The organism is Sporolactobacillus shoreicorticis (assembly GCF_024125445.1).
Taxonomy (GTDB): Bacteria; Bacillota; Bacilli; order Bacillales; family Sporolactobacillaceae; genus Sporolactobacillus; species Sporolactobacillus shoreicorticis.
In genome coordinates, this window is record NZ_JAMXWM010000007.1 from 25,110 (window position 1) to 45,489 (window position 20,380).

General features: G+C 40.7%; 18 protein-coding genes. 11 read left to right on the top strand and 7 right to left on the bottom strand.

Annotated elements, in window-relative coordinates:
• Positions 1–116: 116 nt before the first annotated feature.
• From NIE88_RS07705 to NIE88_RS07720, 4 genes are all read left to right on the top strand, one after another.
• On the top strand, positions 117–1,166 hold the full coding sequence (locus tag NIE88_RS07705; RefSeq protein WP_253060756.1) for a C39 family peptidase: 1,050 nt from the start codon (positions 117–119) through the stop codon (positions 1,164–1,166).
• A 670-nt stretch (positions 1,167–1,836) separates the two neighbouring features.
• Positions 1,837–2,208, top strand: coding sequence for a phage holin family protein (locus NIE88_RS07710; protein ID WP_253061087.1), 372 nt, complete (start codon positions 1,837–1,839; stop codon positions 2,206–2,208).
• Positions 2,209–2,647: 439 nt separating this feature from the next.
• Positions 2,648–3,250 (top strand): ECF transporter S component, encoded by a 603-nt coding sequence (locus NIE88_RS07715; protein WP_253060758.1) that lies wholly within the window; start codon positions 2,648–2,650, stop codon positions 3,248–3,250.
• An 87-nt stretch (positions 3,251–3,337) separates the two neighbouring features.
• On the top strand, positions 3,338–3,883 hold the full coding sequence (locus tag NIE88_RS07720; RefSeq protein WP_253060760.1) for a DUF6944 family repetitive protein: 546 nt from the start codon (positions 3,338–3,340) through the stop codon (positions 3,881–3,883).
• A gap of 93 nt (positions 3,884–3,976) precedes the next feature.
• Here the strand turns inward: NIE88_RS07720 and NIE88_RS07725 are convergent, their stop codons facing one another.
• On the bottom strand, positions 3,977–4,324 hold the full coding sequence (locus tag NIE88_RS07725; protein WP_253060762.1) for a hypothetical protein: 348 nt from the start codon (positions 4,322–4,324) through the stop codon (positions 3,977–3,979).
• An 87-nt stretch (positions 4,325–4,411) separates the two neighbouring features.
• Complete coding sequence (locus NIE88_RS07730; protein ID WP_253060764.1) at positions 4,412–4,852, bottom strand: DUF4395 domain-containing protein; 441 nt, start codon at positions 4,850–4,852, stop codon at positions 4,412–4,414.
• A gap of 192 nt (positions 4,853–5,044) precedes the next feature.
• Here NIE88_RS07730 and NIE88_RS07735 point away from each other — a divergent pair, with 192 nt between their 5' ends.
• The 5 genes from NIE88_RS07735 to gnd all read left to right on the top strand — a co-directional run bounded on the left by NIE88_RS07735 (position 5,045) and on the right by gnd (position 12,479).
• Positions 5,045–5,920: a putative RNA methyltransferase gene (locus NIE88_RS07735; RefSeq protein ID WP_253060766.1), complete on the top strand. Its 876-nt coding sequence runs from the start codon at positions 5,045–5,047 to the stop codon at positions 5,918–5,920.
• A 127-nt stretch (positions 5,921–6,047) separates the two neighbouring features.
• Complete coding sequence (locus NIE88_RS07740) at positions 6,048–6,812, top strand: DeoR/GlpR family DNA-binding transcription regulator (protein WP_253060768.1); 765 nt, start codon at positions 6,048–6,050, stop codon at positions 6,810–6,812.
• Positions 6,813–6,908: 96 nt separating this feature from the next.
• The gene (locus tag NIE88_RS07745; protein WP_253060770.1) at positions 6,909–8,813 is read left to right on the top strand and encodes a PTS fructose transporter subunit IIABC; all 1,905 of its coding nucleotides are present in this window, start codon (positions 6,909–6,911) and stop codon (positions 8,811–8,813) included.
• Positions 8,814–9,064: 251 nt separating this feature from the next.
• Complete coding sequence (locus tag NIE88_RS07750; RefSeq protein WP_507237321.1) at positions 9,065–11,239, top strand: glycosyltransferase-like membrane protein; 2,175 nt, start codon at positions 9,065–9,067, stop codon at positions 11,237–11,239.
• A 340-nt stretch (positions 11,240–11,579) separates the two neighbouring features.
• Complete coding sequence (gnd, locus tag NIE88_RS07755) at positions 11,580–12,479, top strand: phosphogluconate dehydrogenase (NAD(+)-dependent, decarboxylating) (protein WP_253060774.1); 900 nt, start codon at positions 11,580–11,582, stop codon at positions 12,477–12,479.
• A gap of 228 nt (positions 12,480–12,707) precedes the next feature.
• Here gnd and NIE88_RS07760 read toward each other — a convergent pair whose 3' ends face one another.
• Positions 12,708–14,441, bottom strand: a complete 1,734-nt coding sequence (locus NIE88_RS07760; RefSeq protein ID WP_253060776.1) for a pyruvate oxidase — start codon at positions 14,439–14,441, stop codon at positions 12,708–12,710.
• A gap of 171 nt (positions 14,442–14,612) precedes the next feature.
• The gene (locus tag NIE88_RS07765) at positions 14,613–16,343 is read right to left on the bottom strand and encodes a pyruvate oxidase (protein WP_253060778.1); all 1,731 of its coding nucleotides are present in this window, start codon (positions 16,341–16,343) and stop codon (positions 14,613–14,615) included.
• Between the two features lie 239 nt (positions 16,344–16,582).
• On the opposite strand from NIE88_RS07765, the gene NIE88_RS07770 reads away from it, so the two are divergent.
• The gene (locus tag NIE88_RS07770; protein WP_253060780.1) at positions 16,583–17,173 is read left to right on the top strand and encodes a hypothetical protein; all 591 of its coding nucleotides are present in this window, start codon (positions 16,583–16,585) and stop codon (positions 17,171–17,173) included.
• A gap of 2 nt (positions 17,174–17,175) precedes the next feature.
• Positions 17,176–17,475 (top strand): hypothetical protein, encoded by a 300-nt coding sequence (locus NIE88_RS07775; protein ID WP_253060782.1) that lies wholly within the window; start codon positions 17,176–17,178, stop codon positions 17,473–17,475.
• 37 nt (positions 17,476–17,512) lie between these two features.
• On the opposite strand, the gene NIE88_RS07780 is transcribed toward NIE88_RS07775, so the two are convergent.
• From NIE88_RS07780 to lexA, 3 genes are all read right to left on the bottom strand, one after another.
• Positions 17,513–19,192, bottom strand: coding sequence for an ABC1 kinase family protein (locus NIE88_RS07780; RefSeq protein WP_253060784.1), 1,680 nt, complete (start codon positions 19,190–19,192; stop codon positions 17,513–17,515).
• 19 nt (positions 19,193–19,211) lie between these two features.
• The gene (locus tag NIE88_RS07785) at positions 19,212–19,547 is read right to left on the bottom strand and encodes a phasin family protein (protein ID WP_253060786.1); all 336 of its coding nucleotides are present in this window, start codon (positions 19,545–19,547) and stop codon (positions 19,212–19,214) included.
• Between the two features lie 160 nt (positions 19,548–19,707).
• Positions 19,708–20,322 (bottom strand): transcriptional repressor LexA, encoded by a 615-nt coding sequence (gene lexA, locus NIE88_RS07790; protein ID WP_452654017.1) that lies wholly within the window; start codon positions 20,320–20,322, stop codon positions 19,708–19,710.
• Between the last annotated feature and the right edge of the window lie 58 nt (positions 20,323–20,380).

Sequence of the window (20,380 nt, forward strand, 5' to 3'; positions counted from 1 at the left end):
TCACTATAATAACATGAGATTTGCGGATGATAATTCGTAAGACTTTTTAAGCAATTTTTAAGTTTTACATGCTAACTTTGTCTCATCAAATCTTAATGATTTGGGGGACGAGTTCATTGGTTAAACACCTGAATACCCGTTTTATTTTCATATACATCATTATTATTTTACTTTTACTGCTTTCTGGTTGTTCTAAAAGCATTTTCGGGCGGACACAACATGAGAAACAGGTCATTATAAATGTGCAGAAAGTAGCGAAGACCATTCATTTAGGTGATCGTTTTAATTCAAGGAAAAATGTTGTTGTTACGAGTCAAGAAGGGAAAAAACTTACACTGAATAAATTAGCGATTTCCGGGCATGTTGATCCCAATAAAACAGGTGCATACAAGCTCACTTATACATATAAATTCAAAGGGAACAGTACTTCTGTTTCTAAAGTGATTCACGTCATTTATGAAAGAAAAGAGAAGATTGCCTATAAAACCCAAACCATCGAGAAAAAATCCATGCTTCGAGGAAATTACGTTGTGCACCAGAAGGGAGAAAACGGCTCCATGCTTGTGCGCTATCAGGCAAAGCGAAAGAACGGTGAAATTGTGCTTGGGAAAATACACCTACAAAAAGTGATGAAGCAATCGCGGTCAAAAATTGTTTATACAGGAACTAAAATTCCGGAAAGTTACCGCATGAACGTTGCCGTCGTAAGTCAATTACCTGAGCTTCCTGCAGGATGTGAGATTACGGCTGTAACAATGATGCTCCGCTATAAAGGGGCAGATGTGACGAAAAAAGGGCTTGCAAAAGAGATGCCGCGCGCAACGAACGGTGATCCCGATACTGGGTTTGTCGGCAGTCCATACTCTAAGTCTGGGGCGACGATCTATCCTCCGGCACTTATGAAGCTTGTTAAGAAATATGCGGGCAGTGCAGTTAATCTGACCGGTGCTTCAACAGATAAATTGAAGGATTTCATCAGCAACAATCACCCGGTTGTGATTTGGGGAACCTATGATGGTTTCTTTTATCACGCGCTAACATTGACTGGCTATTCGGAAAGCGGGTTTTATTATAATGATCCTTGGACAGGAACAAAACGCTGGATGAATAATGAACAAATGATGATTCATTGGAATGCGCTGGAACGTCGAGCGCTGTCTTATTAGAATGAAAATCAATGGTGAATTGAGGGGAAAATGCGTGATCGTGCGTGATCCCGCATAAAAAAATGCGGGGGTACGCATCAGAAATACGTTGTTCATGCGGATAAAAACGAGATAAAATAATAGTGGTAAAGCAATCCAATGCTTTGCCGCTCGGATTTGAGGTGAATCCAAGGTTATGCCTCCAGCAAATCTTGCCCCAAATACTTAATTTTTCCAGCGCGCTTAGAAAACGAGTGGCGTCTGGCTGTACAATGATTGCCTCACTAACTTTCCCATCCTTTAAGTTTAAGATTTGCATGCATGCCATGTTCACCTTAAATCTTATTTAATTTTAAGACTTTAGACGTAGATGAAAATCACCTAAAGTTTGATGCTGGTTGTCACCTATTTATGTTATATTCATTATGTTAGTTATTAAGCAATAACTCCCAAAACAATCGTTACTAGATCCCCTTAATTAGGGGATCTTTTTTTGTGTTTTTGGGGATCGGTTTTGTTAAACTATTTTGTTGTTTAATACAATTGATCATCTCATCTGATTTTTTAAGTTAAAATGGTTATTCTTGCTGTATCTCGAGCCTTTACATGATGGAGCATGGCAACATAAGTTATAGAAAAGAAGCATTGAGGTGATGAAATTGTGACAAAATATGAATTTATTTATAGAAGCATGGCAGCACTATTTGGAGCTGTCTCTGGTTATTTATATGGTGAATGGACACCTTTGATTGCAGTATTGGTCGCCTTTGTGATCATTGATTATATTTCCGGGCTGCTGGCGGCCGCCTATGTCGGTACTTTGTCTAGTAAAATCGGTTTTCAAGGCATTGCAAAAAAAGTGATGATTTTTGTCATTGTGGCTGTCAGTCATCTATGCGATCAAGTCATTGGTTCGAAAAACATCATTATGGATGCAACAATCTATTTTTATTTAGCAAACGAGCTTTTGTCAATTTTAGAAAATGCAGGACGGACAGGTCTGCCTGTGCCGAAACAGATCAAGCAACTAATAGGTATTTTGAAAGATAAAGAAGGGCAATAGTAAATCTTTTATCGGGTAACTATAAGGGCGAAAGGCAATGATCACTTTGAAAAAGAGGTTCATTGCTTTTTTTTATAACCGAATAGCCTCACAAGGGAACAACACCAATGAAAAAATCATATGATACACATTAATTCAAAAAATTAACTATAAAATAATTATGTAAACAATTATATGAGTTACTACGATATAATCTGATATCATTGCTCTATGGGACAAATGAGTGTTCTACAAGCAAGTAGACTTTGCATGGGTCTCGCTCACTGCAGTCTATCTTCGAAAACTTTTCTCAAAATGTCTTAGCTACGTCACTGTCATCAATAAGTAACCTTTATTAAATGATTTCACCTTGCTCGATTGAAAAAAGCAACTATAATTCATAATAGGTTAAGGAAAGAGAATGATAAATCACTCAGACAGGTTTAAGAAGGAGCGAGACATGGACAACGGAGGTCAAAACCAAACATTTCGTTTAGTTCTTATAAGCGTATTTACAGCCATTATTATTTTGCAGAATTTTGTACCTTTTCTTGGATACATTCCGATTGGTGTTTTTAGTTTAACAATTATTCATCTAACTGTCATTGTCGTTGCCCTTGTTTTAGGGCCGGTTGAAGGAGCAATTATTGGAGGAGTATGGGGAATGACCACATTTATACGTGCATTCACCTTTCCCAGTAGTCCCATTGCACCGATCGTATTCACTAATCCATTAATTTCAGTAGTGCCACGCATTCTTGTCGGTTTTGTCGCTGGTTATCTTTTTCTTTTATTGAAAAAAACGAAACGTTCACGTATTATCTGCATGTCGATTGCTGCTTTGTTTGGATCAATAACGAATACGGTGCTGGTTCTTGGTCTTATCTACATTTTTTACCGTGTTCCCTATGCAAATTATTTGCAAATCGATGTGAGCAAGCTGCTGCCTGCTTTGTTTGTTGTTGTTGTGACTAATGGAATTGCTGAAGCACTTGCCGCGTGTTTTATTTCGCCGATGATCGCAAAGCCGCTTATGGCAATCAGGAAGAAACTGGGCAGTTAAATGTCGACCTTATGATTATACTTCAATCAATTATTCCGTTTGTGAATAGAATATGGTATTGAGGTTCTGCGACGGGTGGGAAACAGGGTGAAAAGAAATGAACTGTCAAAAAACATTGCGTTTACATCCATAGCAATAGGAAAATTTATGAATTCCATCGGACAGACACCAATTAAAAGTTTAGATCGTGAAACTCAGGATCAGTTAGTTTTTCTCGGCAGTTTAATCCAAGTGGGTGCCGGCGCTCTTCTTGCAGAATTTGTATCTGATGATCCATTGGCACAATTAAGCGTAGCTCTGACAATTATTAGTTATGGATCTTTTGCGGTTCAATTCCTTCATAACGAAGACGACGACCGCAAATTGCTTGTGCAATCCATGTCATCGAACCTGAAGGAAGTACTGGCTAACATGATTCTTTTGACAGATCGAGGTACGTGGAAAAAAACGTATTTGTTCGTTGGTATTTTCATGCTCTGTCTCGGAAACTTTATACAGGCACAAGGAAGAAAAAAAATATTGGATGAACAGGATGATTATACTATATTTGATCCGACGGTAACGGCAGGAACTTGGATCGAAACAAGTGGTGCCATCGCGATCATGCTTGGTAATCTGGCAGAAACTGCATGATTGAAATGCAAAAACAAAAAACGCTCCTCTTTCATGCATGATGCGACATATTGAGGTAGCGTCTTTTTCGTTTAAATGACTAGTTATCATGAATTAATAATAGTAGGGATACGGATAGAAAAATGGTGGAACAAAGAAAATAAAGGGAAATAAAAAACGGTTAAATCGTCTGAATCGTGGACGCGGTCCCCCAGGCCCCTGGAAAAAGCGTTCATTTACATTTTCGGGAACCAGCATGATGACTCCTTGATCGTTCACGTCTTCAATAATTCCTTCCATTTTTGATCCGTCAGCCATCTGTGCAATCACGTGAAAATTCATTAATTTCGTGCATGTATCATGGATCGCTTGGTTATTGCTTGCCGGCTGCTGTGCAGCTCGTTCATCCATCGTTTGAGGGATAAAGAACGGCTGCTCTGGCGCATCATAAATTTCTGACATATCCATCGCTCCTTTTCGCCTTAGTGTATTCACCCATGTTTCAACCTGTGACAGACTCATGCGCTACTCTGGTTGTTTAGTAGGAGGTTATTTCGATTGATTCTGTGCTTGAAGACGTCTCTGCCGATACTGTGACCAATGAAAATGAATATAGCATCCGATACAGAAGCCAAGAATAGCGATAAAAGCAGCAAGACCAACAATTAATGAGAAGACAATGGAGACTATCGTCCAACGCAGCAGAAAACTAATGAATGCAATGAAAAGACATGACACTGCGATTGTCTGATTGAACTTTTGCTGTTGCTTGTCTTCCGGAATATACGTATTAAGCGGTTTTCTCAAAAAAGATTTTGCCAGTGCCATAATCGGATTGAAGTGAAAGAAGAGCCCTATGAGGCCTGATAATAATGGAATTAAAAGCAGCCAGTATTGATTGGTGATCAGTGATACGACAACGCTTAGTACGATGACCCATTGATTTGTTCTGACAAGAGGACGAGGAATTGATGGTGAAGCAGTACTCATATTAATCATACCTTTCATATAGGATTAAGCATATTATACGTTTTAAGATTCAAAATCTCCATTGATTAATATACATTATTTGAAACAACCGCTTCTTTTCCAATCGACGATTTAGAGATTTGTGAAGCCTCAGGCATTTATATCCTGTGGTATAATGATGCAATACGTGTTATAGAATGAAGGCTGAATTGAATGATAAGTAAACGAACACATTGTGCCGAACAATTGCACTTAAATCGAAACATGTTTCAATGCCCTGTCTGCGGTGCAGCCATGGATACAGCTATGCAAAAAAGTCTGGTGTGCATGCATGGGCATACTTTTGACATTGCTAAACAGGGCTATGTAAACCTGTTAACAAGACCGATCCATACACATTATGACAAAACACTGTTTGAGGCACGGAGAAGGATTATTGTTGGTCACGGATTCTTTGATCCACTTATTGAAGCTCTAGCAGAACAAATAATGGGTCTTATGAATGATTCTGCTCACATTCTTGATCTTGGCTGCGGAGAGGGTTCGCATCTTGCCAAGATCTGTCAGCTTCTTGCAATCGTCCAATCAAATAACATAAGGGGGTTTGGTGCTGATCTTGCGAAGGAGGGCATTCAATCAGCAGCAAAGATCTACCCGAATCAAAATTGGCTTGTGGCTGATTTAGCTTATCCTCCGTTTAATGTTCATTTATTTGATTTTGTTTTGAACATACTTTCACCATCCAATTATCACACCTTTGATCGGATGCTTAAGCCGGGAGGATCAATAATAAAAGTTATTCCAGGTAGTGAATACCTTAGAGAACTGCGTTTTTCATTATTTGGTGAAGAAAAAACGCACTATTCCAACGCAGACACATTCAGTCTGTTTCAACAGCATTTTCCAAATGCATTGACACAAAAGATAAGTTATACGATTCCATTGAATCAGGAAGGAATCAGAGATTTGATTCAAATGACGCCGCTCACATGGAATGTTTCTGAAATGAAACGAAAACAGTGGTTAGAAAAATCGTCAGCAACAATTACGGTTGCATTTGAAATTCTTGTTGGCAGTAAGAGTCACTGATCATAATCGTTCAACTTCAATCATTAAAAATGACGTTTCACTGTAAGCACTGACTTTTTTTGAAATGAATTGATTGATTTTGGCTGAAAATGTGGTAGAATAATTTTTGTGGAGGAGAGGAATAGATATGTTGGCTGAAGAAAGGCAACAATTGATCCTGAAAATTTTAACAGAGACGCATGTTGTTAAAATGCAAGAATTGGTTCAAATGTTGGCTGCTTCCGAATCAACGATCCGCAGAGACTTACAAGAATTGGAAGGCCGTCACTTACTTCGTCGCATCCATGGCGGTGCGTCTTTATTGCGAAAGCTCAATGAAGAGCCTGACATGGAGACTAAGACGTTTAAGAATGCTCAGCAGAAGAAATCGATTGCTAAGCTGGCTGCTCAGAAAATCAAAGACAATGATTGTATCTATCTTGATGCAGGGACCACAACACTTGAAATGATACCGTTTATAAGAGCAAGAAATGTAACCGTTGTCACTAATGGACCTGCTCATGGTGATCTGCTTGTTCGAAAAAAAATAGTGTGTTATTTACTTGGCGGTCTAATGAAACCGAATACAAAGGCTATTGTCGGCAGTATTGCATTGCAGAATATTAATCTATTTCGTTTTGATACCGCATTCATTGGTGTCAATGGAATTGATTCGTCTGTAGGCTATACGACGCCCGATCCGGAAGAAGCAGCGTTAAAGCGGCGTGCGCATCAACTTGCAGCCAGTTCCTATGTCGTTGCGGACAGCAGTAAGTTCTCTGAAATATCTTTTTGCAGAATGTTTGATTTGGGCGAGGCAGCCATTATTACGGATCAAATACCCGAAAGGTGCCAATCCTTAATTACAGAGAAAACCATCGTTTATATTGCAAATCGTTCAGCAGAGTCTTAACGGAAAAAGAAATGATTCTACAATGAAATTCATGTTAAAGACGGGATTTCAGAATAATCCTGTTTTCTACAGAAACTAAAAAAGGAGTTGCACACGATGAAAATCACAGACTTAATGATCGAACGCGCAATGGTCTTGGATATGCAAGCCACGACTAAAGAAGGCGCGATTGATGAATTAATCGCTAGTTTAGAGCGGAACGGAAGAATTAATGATCCGAAGTTATTTAAAGAAATGATTTTAAAACGTGAAACACAATCAAGCACGGGGATCGGTGACGGAATTGCCATGCCGCATGCAAAAACTAAGGCTGTTAACGAAGCAACGGTTGTATTCGGCAGAAGCAAGCAGGGCATTGACTATCAAGCACTAGATGGACAGCCTTCTTATTTATTTTTCATGATCGCTGCACCAGAAGGCGCTGCGGATGTCCATCTTCAGACGCTTGCTGCATTGTCACGCTTATTGATTGATCATGAATTTGTGGAGCAGGTCAAAAATGCGAATTCGGCCGGTGAAGTCGTGAAACTTTTTAATGACAAACAGGCGGAACATGATGCTGAAGAGGCGAAGGAAAAAGCAGCAAAATCAGTTCAAACTCCGTCTCCATCCAAAGAGGAAAAATTTGTTGTTGCTGTTACCGCCTGTCCAACAGGAATTGCACATACGTATATGGCAGAAGATGCATTAAAAAAGAAAGCAAAAGAAATGGGCGTTGCCATACGTGTCGAAACGAATGGTTCTGAAGGTGCGAAACATGTGCTGACAAAGGACGAAATCGCACGTGCCGCAGGTGTTATTGTTGCTGCGGATAAGAAAATTGAAATGGCGCGTTTTGACGGGAAAAAGGTGCTTCAGACTCCGGTCAGCGATGGAATTCGCAAGCCCGAAGAATTAATTAATAAGGCGCTCAATGGACAGGCACCGGTTTATCATGCTGAAGGCGGAGCCACTGAAAACGATGCTCCGGAAGCAAATGCGTCGATTTGGAGCAGAATTTACAAAGACTTGATGAATGGTATTTCACACATGCTTCCTTTTGTTGTCGGTGGCGGTATTTTGCTTGCTATATCATTCTTATTTGAAAGACTTGGTAAAGACAATACCATTTTCCAAATGTTGAGTGCGATCGCAGGCGGCGATACTGGTGCGTTTCACTTCCTAATTGCTATTTTGGCGGGTTATATTGCGATGAGCATCGGTGATCGTCCTGCGTTGATGCCAGGTATGGTCGGTGGTTTCCTTGCAGCTTCTTCAAACGCCGGATTCCTTGGAGGTCTGGCAGCCGGCTTTCTTGCAGGTTGGGTAATCATCCTATTGAAGAAAGTATTCAGCGGTCTTCCGCGTACGTTAGACGGTTTAAAACCGATTCTTCTTTATCCTGTATTTGGTCTATTGATTACGGGTGGATTAATGTATTATATTCTTGATCCGATTTTTAAATGGGTTAACACGGGATTAATTGGCGCTCTTGATCACTTAGGCACTGGAAATGCTGTTGTACTTGGTATAGTACTTGGCGGAATGATGGCTGTTGACATGGGCGGTCCTGTTAACAAAGCCGCATATACATTTGCTATTGGTGTTTTCACGAGCAGCGGTAATACAAACGGACTTATGATGGCAGCAGTTATGGCAGGCGGAATGGTACCACCGCTCGCAATTGCCTTGGCAACCTCGCTCTTTAAACATAAATTTACTGAAGATGAACGAAAAGCAGGTATTACCAACTATATTCTTGGCCTTTCCTTTATTACTGAAGGTGCGATTCCATTTGCAGCATCTGATCCATTGCGCGTGATTGGTTCAAGTATTATTGGAGCTGCAATTGCCGGCGGTTTAACTCAGTTCTGGAACATTAACATTCCTGCACCACATGGCGGCATTTTCGTTGTCTTGCTTGGCAATCATGCAATTTTGTTCCTGATTTCAATTATTATCGGTGCTGTCATTTCAGGATTGATCTTGGGATTGTGGAAAAAGCCTGTAACCGAAAAATAATACGTTAATAAATAGATGCGTTGAAGAACGGCCGATCTTGTATCGGTCGTTTTTTGGTACTACAAAAAAATAATAGAATCAATTTGGCGGACCGGGATCTTCTGTCAAGACGGGACATGTCGTAAATTTGCCAAACAAATGCACATTATTTTAGATATCGTAATAAATATGGGTAGTTTAACAAATACTGTTTAAGAAAAAATGGAATGATTACCCGGATGTGAGTCGGATTGCTGTTTCTTAAACATAAATTGATACGAATATTTTGCATTGCATTCGCCTTCTTTACAATACTTTTTTTTCTTATGAGCGTGCTTGGTCCTATATTTATAAATTCCCGGAATTACTATGGAAAACTTGCCTTTTCATCACTTGATTTGTCTTTTATGCTGTTCTTTTATGCTGCAGTCGTTTTTCTTTTTTTTCTTTCATTTAGTCAGATTGTTACAGGCTGCTCAGAAAGACGTGTAAGAATAATCACTGTATTGTTGTTGGGTTGCATTGGGTTATTTGAGTGTTTTGTTTTCATTGCATTTGCAGGTATTCAACCTCCGGAAATTGATGGGGGTCATGTATTCATGAAGGCTTTTGATTTGCTCCAAAGAAACGCTTCCATTGGTGAAGATAGTGTTTACTTTCAAATCTACCCTAATAATATTCCGATTGCGCTGTTTCGATATATCCTCTATTGTCTCGTACCCTTTCATTCGAGTCGAGAATTATTCATCGTTGATCATGCGGTCTGTTTAACAGCGCTCAATATAGGTATTTTTTATTCTTGGAAGGTTGTTTCTCTGCTTCTTGGCCGAAGAATGGGTACAGTATTTCTGCTTCTTGTTTTGTCCTGTGCGCCAATCTTTTTTTACACACTTTACTTTTACTCAGATACACTGATGATTATGATGCCCCCGCTGCTTCTCTACATTTGGTTGCGTTATGAACAGAGGCGCCGTCCAAAGGACGTAATCCTTTTTTGTTGTCTTTTAGCTGCCGGCTGCGTTCTGCGTCAAAATCTTATTCTATTTCTCCCTGCCGTTGTTCTGTATTTAGTGCTCAGATCAAAACTGAAAACAGCGTGCACTATTGGAACGAGCGTAATCATCATATTAATGTTGATGCAGGGGGCAACAAGCAGCTTATCCAGTAAGGTACATATAGATGCCATGCCGCAATACAAAATGCCAACCACACACTGGATCATGCTGGGACTGTCTGAACAGGGTCGCTATAATATCCGCGATTTCAAGAAAACCTTTGAACAGCCAACACAGGCACAAAAAAAAGCAACCAATCTGCGTGAAATTAAGCACAGATTAACAACAAGAACTGTTTGTGGATTGCTTTATCTGTGGCTCTTAAAAGCATTTCGCGTATATGCGGACGGATCAATGGGCTACTACTGGTATATGGGAAATACTACGGGTCATTCGCTTATGTATAATTATTTTTTCGGCGGTCAGAAACAGCTTGTTTTGTTCATGGTTCAGATCTTCCATTGTTTCCATTTTATGTTGCTTTTTGGTTCGGTTATGCGTTTTTTCAGACTTAAAAAAGTGGATGTATGTTTATTAATTCAAATCATGCTATTCGGAAATTATCTTTTTTATATTTTTGTTTGGGAAGCGGAGCCGAGATACGCTTTGCTTTTTCTTTTCCCGATGCTGATTGGATCTTGCTATGGGCTTAAAGAGTTGGTGATCTTTGTGCAAAAAATACGCATGCATGCATCTTTAACGCTGCCTTGGGTGGATGCACAGCGAGGAGCAAATCTTTTGTTTGTTGTCTTTCTATGCCTTGCTGTGGCTCATCTGAAGCCAATTACTCAGAATCCGGATGTGCAGTATCACTATTCAGTTAACCAAAGTCAAAAAAAGGGAAGTATCTATGCACGCATTTCCGAACGGAATGTAGTAAGGCAAACATTTCATGCGGGCCGTAATTTTGACCATATTGCTTTAGGAAAAGCTGCTTCTGGCGGCAGAGCGAGTTATCAGGCGGCAATCAGTCCTATATATGGCACAGAACCAGAACCAAAAACAAAAAAGATCATTTCAGAGAAGGACTTAGAGAAAGACAGGCTGTCAGAGATTGTTCTTGATCGTCAATTGCCAGGAAAAAGGGATTATCAATTGACAATCTCTAAAATTTCCGGAAAAAAAGATGCCTTTCTGGATTTATCAATCCATGGTAAAGGCTTATTTGAACAGAGAGACTTATATTTAGATGGCGCTTTAATTCAAGATGCTCATACAGTCAAGGGTAAAGATCTTCAATTCCGTGTCTATAAAAAAGTACAGAAGCCATATCTAAATGTTGGCCTTTACTTCTTCTTGTTGAGCTTTCCTTTAGCTGAGCTTATCATTTTTGCGGATGTATATCGAAATCCGGAAGCAAATCCGGCAGATCTTCATCCTGATCCAGTTTAGTGATTCATAAATCAGATTAAAAATCGACGTATCAATTTTTTGGTGATGAAATCTCATCCAAAACGAGAGACGCAGGATAAGTGGTTAGAGAGAAACTGAACGTCTAATCTCCTCTATATGAGAAAAATAAAGCTGCAGAAGAAGCAGGATCAGACTGACAAAAGAATCCCTCCCCAAGTATGTAACACGAAAATCGTAGCAGATTGCTTTTTTGTTGTGAATTATTTTGCCTGAACTTAAGAAATAAATGATTATAGAAACAATTGATTTGGAGATGGAACGTGTATAGGTTAAACTTAGAATGGTGTGAATTAAATAATTGATAAAATAGGTGATTGAATTGCAAATCGGCTTAATTGGTTTAGGGAAGATGGGCTACAATTTGGCAATGAATATGTCTGAGCACAGTTTTGAAGTAAAAGCATATGACTTGTCAAAAGAAGCGGTCAAAAAAGCAAAGGAATCGAAAGGAATTGACGGATTTACTTCTCTTGGTGCGCTTGTCGGTTCCTTAGAGAAACCACGCGTGTTTTGGATGATGGTTCCTGCAGGCGATCCGACAGAGCAGACACTTTTAAATCTGTTGCCGCAGCTTGATTCGGGAGATATCGTTCTTGATGGAGGCAATTCTCGATATACAGATTCTGTTCGGCGCTATGAGTTGTGCAAGAAAAAAGGTGTGTCCTTTATGGATGTCGGCACATCGGGCGGTATGAGCGGTGCTCGAAATGGGGCCTGTGTGATGGTTGGAGGCGATCAACGCTCATTTAGCTATCTCGAACCGCTTTTTAAAGCAATATCCGTTGAGGACGGGTATCTTTACACAGGAAAAGCAGGGAGCGGTCACTTCCTGAAAATGGTTCATAACGGCGTGGAATACGGAATGATGCAATCGCTTGCTGAAGGTTTTGAAGTCCTTCAAAAAAGTGAGTTTGATTATGATAATCAAGCCGTCGCGAAGGTATGGAATCATGGATCAGTTATTCGTAGCTGGTTGGTTGAACTGCTCGAAGATGCCTTTTCAAAGGATGGAAATCTTGAAAAATTGAGCGGCGTCATGGCGTCATCGGGCGAAGGTAAATGGACTTTGGAAACTGCACTGGACATGCAGGTGCCAACGCCGGTTATTGCGCTTTCTTTGATGATGCGTTATCGTTCGCTTGAGAGTGATACGTTCTCCGGAAAAGTAGTAGCTGCGCTGCGCAATCAATTTGGCGGTCACGCAGTAGTTAAGAACTGAAATGCAGTGTATTAAAACTTGTAGCGAGAAGACTTAACTGCGGTGGCCATGAAGGCCAAGGTCCGGTGAGCAGCAGGACGGTATACTACTTGTCCATGCAGGGGTGGCTTCAACGTTGCTTCGAGATTTCTTTATTTGCCGAGCCACTCACACATTTCCTTAAATTTTTTATACTTAATCATAAAAAAAGCGTTCACCCACTAAAGGGCTGAACGCCTTTTTTTCAGTTCAAAAGAGCCGGCGTACAAGTTCTTTAACTGGAGGGACGGGATCTTCTAATTTGTGTGTTTCAATTAATGATTTCGCCGTGAAAGCTGCATATCCTTGCATTTCGGCAGAAATGATTTTTCCTGGTAACGGTGCGTCATTTTGATCGACGAGTATGTCTAGAAGTACGGGAACCTGTGCCGTGCGTGCTTCCTGAAATGCAGGATGGAGTTGGTCAAAGGTTTCGACACGCATGCCTTTGCCTCCACATGCCTGGGCAACTTGTGCAAAGTTAATGTCCTGCATGTCGATCCCATAATTAAGTTCTCCGGCTGATTGTTGTTCATATTTTATAAAACCAAGTTGCCGGTTATTGAGAATAACAACGATAATTGGCCATTTATACTGAACGGCCGTTGCGAAATCCTGCATCACCATTGCAAAACCGCCGTCCCCACAAATGGCGATCGCCTGTCGATCAGGATATGCATGCTTCGCCGCCATTGCTCCCGGGACGCCGCACCCCATCATACCCAGCCAAGATGAAACAATAAAATCTTGATTTTTATTTAGGTTCAAATAGCGTGGCGCCCATATAGTCGCTGTGCCGACATCGACGGAGAAGATCGCGTCATCCTCGGCAATACCTTCAATGGCTGACATGACTGCTTCGGGAGCGATTGGCGATTGGGTTTTCTTTTTATCTTCTTCAATCCATTTTCGCCATTTGCTCATATTTTCCTGACAATGTTTAAGAAAAGGGCGATCAGAAACAGGGATCAAATGTTCGGTCAAGTGGTTAAGTGCGTCTGCTGCGTCTCCTAGAATGCCGACATTTACCGCATATCGCTTTCCAAGATGTATTGGATCAATATCAATCTGAACACATTTCGCGTGATCAGGAAGATAATTCTGATACGGGTAATCTGTGCCAATCAAAAGTAACAAATCTGCTGATTTCATTGCCTCATAAGCTGGTTTAGTGCCTAATCGGCCGATATTTCCAAGAAAATTAGGATGAAGGTCCGGGAAGCCCCCTTTTCCGCGAAGTGAAATGGCAACAGGAGCTGAAATACGTTCGGCCAAATCAACTAATTCAGCGCTTGCGTATTTTGCGCCTACACCGGCGAGAATGACTGGATTTTTACTTTTATTAATGAGGGTAACTGCCTGACTAAGGTCGTCACTATTTAATCCGGGTTTTTTCTCCTCGAAAATTGTGGACAGCTGCATTTCATCATCAGGGATTTCACCCAAAACAAGATCGTCCGGAATCATCACGACAGAAACGCCGCGCTGTTGGTAAGCACTGCGGATGGCTTGATTAATCACGATTGGTAATGTTTCGCTGCTTGCGACAACTTTATTGTAAACCGCTACATCCTCAAAGAGCTGATGCATATTCATTTCTTGAAAATAGTCGGTTCCTGTTAATGTTGTAACGGTATGACCAACGAGGACCAGCATTGGCACATGATCCAATTTTGCATCATACATACCGCCCAGGAGATGAATGGCTCCGGGACCGTTAATCGCAAGACAAACACCTATTTTCCCTGTAAGTTTCGCATAAGATGAAGCTGCGAGCGAGGCAACCTCTTCATGACGGACAAGATAGAAGTCAATCTCATCTTTATGCTTTCTGAGCGATTCAACAACTCGGTCAATGGAACCGCCAGGCATACCATACACGTGGTCAATTCCCCATTTTGAAAGGCAGCGCACAAGCGCTTCTCCAGCCTGAATTTTTCCCATAGCTTAACCTCCGATATTAGATTAGTGACGTTTTCTTTATTAGGTTTTGCCCATTCGGTTATTTTATGAGTAAGATTATAAAGAATTAAATGGAAAATAGGGTTGTGTTTTAAAACAAAAAAACGCTCACTTGGGATAAACCCAAAGAGCGTTTTGAATGAGAAATGAAATTTATAAAAATCTACGCACGACTGTTTTCATTGGAGGCATCTTTTCCAATTTGTGATTTTCAGCAATCGACTTGGCAGTGAAACGAGCATAACCTTTTGCTTCGTCCATAACAATTTTTCCTGGGAGCGGAGCAGCGTCGACATCGACGACTACATCTAATATGACCGGAACATTGGAAGCTTTTGCCTGTTCAAGAGCAGGTTGCAGGTCGTCGTATTTTTCAACACGGAAGCCCTTGCCACCGCATGCTTCAGCAAATTTAGCATAGTCAATATCTCCGAAGTCGACAGCATATTTTAGCTGACCGGCAGATTGTTGTTCATATTTAATAAATGCCAGTTGTTTGTTATTGAGGATAACAACGATAATTGGCAGCTTGTAGTGGACAGCAGTGACAAAGTCCTGCATAACCATAGCAAATGCACCATCTCCGCTAATCGCAATAGCCTGGCGATCTGGAAATGCCTGCTTGGCCGCAATTGCGCCTGGAAGACCGCACCCCATCGTTCCCAACCAAGCTGATACAATGAAATCCTGTTTTTCGGAAACCTTGAGATAACGGGTCGACCAAACAGTTGACGTACCGACATCAACCGAATAAATGGTGTCGTCTTCTGAAATCGATTCGATTGCTGACATAAGCGCTTCAGGAGCAATAGGTGTTTGTTTCTTCTCCTGATCTTCATCCATCCACTTCCACCATGTAGCCATCTTGCTTTGGCAGGTCTTCAAGAACGGACGTTCATTAACAGGCGTAACATGATCATTTAAATAAGCGATCGCTTCAGCAGCATCACCAACAACTCCGACAGTTACAGAATAGCGTTTGCCAATCTTAATTGGATCGATATCAATTTGAACGCATTTTGCACCTTCCGGCAGATAAGCTGCGTATGGATAATCGGTACCAATCATGATCAGCAGATCCGAGTTCTTCATTGCTTCATAAGCAGGTTTGGTACCGATTTTACCGATATTTCCAATGAAATTCGGGTGATCATCAGAAATAGCGCCTTTGCCTGGTAGGGTTACAGCGACAGGAGCTGAAATGCGTTCGGAAAACGCCCTTAATTCCTTCTTAGCGTTTTTTGCACCGACTCCTGCTAAAATAACCGGATTACTTGCGCTATTGATCAATGCTACCGCATTATTTAAATCATTCTGAACAAGACCAGGTACTTTCTTTTCAAAAACAGTGGAGAGTTGTGGGGCGTTGTCTGAAATTTCTCCCATTGCAATGTCGTCCGGAATTGAAAGTACGGCCACACCGCGTTCTTGATAAGCGGTACGAATGGCTTGATTAACGACAACCGGGAAACTTTCCGCACTGGTAATTTTCTTGTTATATACAGCGACATCCTTAAACAGTTCAACCGTATCAACCTCTTGAAAATAATCGGTACCGGTTAAACGTGCAGGAATATGCCCAACCAATACAAGCATCGGCACATGATCCATTTTTGCATCATACATGCCATTCAACAGATGGATGGCACCAGGACCGCCGATGGCAAGAGAAACACCGATTTTTCCGGTGAGTTTAGAATATGCCGCAGCTGCCAACGACGCAACTTCCTCGTGTCGTACGGTGTAAAATTTGATTTTGCTTTCTTCTTTACGTAATGCTTCAACCATTGAGTCGATTGAATCGCCTGGGATTCCATAAATATGATCGATACCCCAGTTTTCCAGTAGCTTCACTACTGCCTCACTAGCTTTTACTTTTCCCATAATGGGTTCCTCCTCAGAATCAAACTGTTTTCTTTTTCTTAAAAAATAATGGGCATCATTTTTCAAGAATTCTATTTATATAATTGTGACAACAAATTGAACCTTATGTGTATATTTTATGACTTTTGATAAAAAATGCAAATTGATTTGCTCAATTTACTGTAAATAATTTTTCGGACTGTATTTTTTTAACGATTTACTATGCCTATAATAGGTGGGAGTGAAAGGAGAAGATCGTTATGAGTTTTGTTTCGATTATTGCTACAGATAAATGGATTTCCGCTGTGAGTGACAGCAATCTGCTGGAGGTCAGCGAGAAAGGGGACATGAAACGATGTTTAGGAAATAAACCGAGTTTCACCCGAATATCAAAGAGGCAATTTATCGCGTGTACAGGGAGTGCGGCACTGTTAAATAGGATTAAACACAATATGCCATTCAAATTCCAACCATATGTTGTTAATGAAGCACTTCTTTCGGAGCTTGAGCAAGAGGTGAAAAAATTTTCGACTGAGCGGCAGGATGTGCTGCTTGTTATTGCAGATCTTGCAGAAAAAAGTATTTGCCGGATGATCTCCAATCGAAAAGATGATGATTGGGTCAGTATCGTTCCAGAACGAGGAAGGGCGGGTACCCTTTTTCTTGCTGGAAAAGAGATCGATGAACAGAAAATCAAATTCATCTATGAAGAATGCAACCGCATGCTTGGAAGCAAGCAAAGAGATTTGAAAAATGTTATTATTGTCCAAAAAAAATTAAATCGATTGGCGATGAAATTTGATTCGTCAATCGGTTCACGTGTGTTTCAGTTAACAATCAAAGCTGATTAAGATTGAGACAAAATTCGACTGTGTCTTTATTTTTTACTATGATCTTCTTCGCAACACTGCTCATTCCATTAGTCAATGTTGCAATCGGCGGATGGATGCCGTATCTTATGAATCCGAAAATGATGGGCAGAGTGAAGAACTGGAGTACGCCGATTTTAATACTTTCTCAATCACTGACACTTGGAATGATTACCTTATCCTTCCCAGCCTACTTGTCTGTTGAGTCCTTATTTCTGGTTGTAGGTGTTGTGACCGTATTCTCAGCCTTCCACTATTATTTTTTGTACCGCCGGATACCTTAAGCATGAGCAAAGAACAAAACCCATGAAGCTGGAGCTCTTAGAACCGTCCGGAGCGAAAGATTGAAAGAAGCACGATCATGAACATGAAAAGTACAATGGTTACCGCAATGCCGATAATGGGTACATTTGTAATCAGTGAACGCGAGCCAAATGTTTCACCAAGAATAATACTCGCCAAAATAATACTAAGTGAGAGCAGCATTATACTAAATGAGATCCGATTTGCAGCACGGTCAAGTTTGGCAAGCAAAACTTCCAGTTGAGGCAATTTCATTTCGACACGTGTTTTGCCTTTATATAAATGCGTTAAGGTTTTTCGTAAAAGTGAGGGCAGACGCATGCTGTTTTCAACAACGTCATAACCGTTCATTAAGATCTTCTTTGAAAGTTCAGAGGGGTCCAGTCGTCGAATCAAAAGCCGCTGCCCATATGGCTCAGCGAGTTCAAGGATGTTCGTGTCGCTATCTAGACTTGTAATCAAGCCTTCCAAAGTGATCAGTGCCTTGCCGAGGAGTGTGTAATTTTTGGGTATGCCTATATGGTGCTTTTTGGTAACAGCGAAGACATCGGAAATGACTTTGCCGATATGAACTTCTTTAAAAGGCAGGCGATAGTATTTTTCACGAAGTCCTTCCAAATCACCTTTTAACTGACGTTCATTCAAGTCATCCGGCATAACGGTCATTGTAGAGATCGTACGAAAAAGCAATTCGGTATTTCCTTTCATCAGACCAATGATTAAATTACCGAAGTCACGTTTCATTGACTCATTTAAATGTCCGACTTGTCCAAAATCAATGTACCCGATTTTATTATCAGGGAAGAAGAACAGATTGCCCGGATGCGGGTCACCGTGAAATATACCGCAAATCAATGCTTGATCAAGAAATGACCGAACAAGCCGCTCACAGATGATTTTATTTGATACATCCTTTGGAGGACGATTGATCAATTCTTCATATTTATAACCGTGAACATAGTCAAGAGTTAGAACTTTGGCTGTTGAATAGTCACGATAGACCTTGGGAATGATTACATTCACGTCACTTTTAAAAAAATCATACAATTTCTCAGTTGTTCGTGCTTCCATTGTATAATCAAGTTCGCTGCGGATTGCCAGCGAAAATTCTTCAACTAAATCGGTGATTTGATATGTTCTTGCCCATTCATAGCGTTTTTCAACGAGAGAAGCAAGATCCCAGAGGATTTCAATATCGTTTTCAACAACTGATTCTATATCAGGACGTCGTATCTTAACTGCGACTTCTTCACCGGTTATTAATTTTGCATGATGTGCCTGGGCGATGGAGGCAGCGGCAATACACTGCTCATCAAATTGCGCAAAAACATCAGTAACCGCTGTACCGAATTCTTGCTGCATGATCTGTTTGACTGATTGTGCATTGATTGGAGTAACACGATCTTGGAGTCCGCGCATTGCTTCGGCAATTTGTTCTGGTAAAATATCAGTTCTGAGGCTCAGCAGCTGTCCAAGCTTAATAAAGGTCGGTCCCAATTCTTCAAGCATCAAGCGGATACGCTGCCCAAGTGACTTCTGATCGTTTCCATTTCCTGAGAAATCGGAAACAATCTGTCTCGGTAAAGAGAGTAAGTGGAACAGACCGACATCTTTTACAATATAACCAAAGCCATATTTCACGAGAACGGAAACAATTTCTTGGTATCTTTTAATATGGCGTATATGTTTTCCAATCATCGCATTCACCTAATGCAGGTTAGTCTTCGCTGCTATCTCTCTTAGATACTGTTTGCTTTAATCCCGTGAGTTCATTTTCTAAAAGCGTTAATTTTTCTTTGAGATTCGCGTACTCTTCCTGTGTCACAAAGCCAAGATCCTTGATTGCATCGACGACGTCCTGATGTAACTCAGTACGCCACTTGTCCGTATTCTCTTTTCCCTTTTCATTGAAGGATTCTAAAAGTGATTTTGCTTCATCTGCCGCTGCACCACCACTTTTGGACAGGTCATTTAAAAATTTCTCTGCTTTTTCTTTGCTGGCAATGGTCGCCCCAAGCCCGATAAGAAAACTTTTCTTCAAAAAATCATTCATCGCTTAATCCCTCCTTGTTCTTTTCTTCATTTTAACCGACTTAGCGGGTCATGTATACGAAATTGTCATTTCTAATTATGCAGGAAACCGTAACCAAGTGAAAAAAAGCCCGAAAGGTTCTTTCGGGCTTTCAGCATGATTAACGCATCGGCAGTAGCGATTATTTAATTGACCGGAAAACACCGATCACTTTACCAAGAATAACACAAGTATCCAGCAGGATGGGGTTCATTGATGGGTTTTCCGGTTGAAGTCTTATATGATCGTTTTCTTTAAAAAAGCGTTTAACTGTAGCCTCATCTTCATCAGTCATAGCAACGACAATTTCGCCATTCTCTGCAGTCTGCTGTTGACGGACAATAACTTTGTCGCCGTCAAGAATGCCGGCGTTAATCATGCTTTCACCGGATACATTGAGAATAAATGCATCTTCATCCTCGACCATTGAGCTTGGAACAGGAAAATATTCTTCAATATTTTCAACAGCGCTAATAGGAAGCCCGGCCGTTACCTTGCCAATCACGGGGATGTTTACTGTTTTTTCCGTATAGATATCTCCGTCATGATCAAGAACTTCAATCGCTCTGGGTTTTGTAGGATCACGCCGAATAAAACCTTTTTTCTCAAGTCTTTCAAGATGACCATGTACTGTAGAACTGGATGCTAATCCGACGGCATCGCATATCTCGCGAACTGATGGTGGATAGCCCTTGATCGCAACTTCATGCTTAATAAAATCCAGTATAGATTGCTGCCGATTTGAGAGTTTCATGATACTTCTCCTTTTCCTTATCTTGACAACAGTATATCATTTGAAAAATGCATATGCAAAC

Excerpts from the sequence above, each read along its gene's own strand:
- NIE88_RS07710 (WP_253061087.1), top strand. The coding sequence starts at position 1,837 with ATGGCAGCACTATTTGGAGCTGTCTCTGGTTATTTATATGGTGAATGG.
- NIE88_RS07715 (WP_253060758.1), top strand. The coding sequence starts at position 2,648 with ATGGACAACGGAGGTCAAAACCAAACATTTCGTTTAGTTCTTATAAGC.
- NIE88_RS07725 (WP_253060762.1), bottom strand. The coding sequence starts at position 4,324 with ATGTCAGAAATTTATGATGCGCCAGAGCAGCCGTTCTTTATCCCTCAA.
- NIE88_RS07730 (WP_253060764.1), bottom strand. The coding sequence starts at position 4,852 with ATGAGTACTGCTTCACCATCAATTCCTCGTCCTCTTGTCAGAACAAAT.
- NIE88_RS07735 (WP_253060766.1), top strand. The coding sequence starts at position 5,045 with ATGATAAGTAAACGAACACATTGTGCCGAACAATTGCACTTAAATCGA.
- NIE88_RS07740 (WP_253060768.1), top strand. The coding sequence starts at position 6,048 with ATGTTGGCTGAAGAAAGGCAACAATTGATCCTGAAAATTTTAACAGAG.
- NIE88_RS07745 (WP_253060770.1), top strand. The coding sequence starts at position 6,909 with ATGAAAATCACAGACTTAATGATCGAACGCGCAATGGTCTTGGATATG.
- NIE88_RS07760 (WP_253060776.1), bottom strand. The coding sequence starts at position 14,441 with ATGGGAAAAATTCAGGCTGGAGAAGCGCTTGTGCGCTGCCTTTCAAAA.
- NIE88_RS07765 (WP_253060778.1), bottom strand. The coding sequence starts at position 16,343 with ATGGGAAAAGTAAAAGCTAGTGAGGCAGTAGTGAAGCTACTGGAAAAC.
- NIE88_RS07770 (WP_253060780.1), top strand. The coding sequence starts at position 16,583 with ATGAGTTTTGTTTCGATTATTGCTACAGATAAATGGATTTCCGCTGTG.
- NIE88_RS07780 (WP_253060784.1), bottom strand. The coding sequence starts at position 19,192 with ATGATTGGAAAACATATACGCCATATTAAAAGATACCAAGAAATTGTT.
- NIE88_RS07785 (WP_253060786.1), bottom strand. The coding sequence starts at position 19,547 with ATGAATGATTTTTTGAAGAAAAGTTTTCTTATCGGGCTTGGGGCGACC.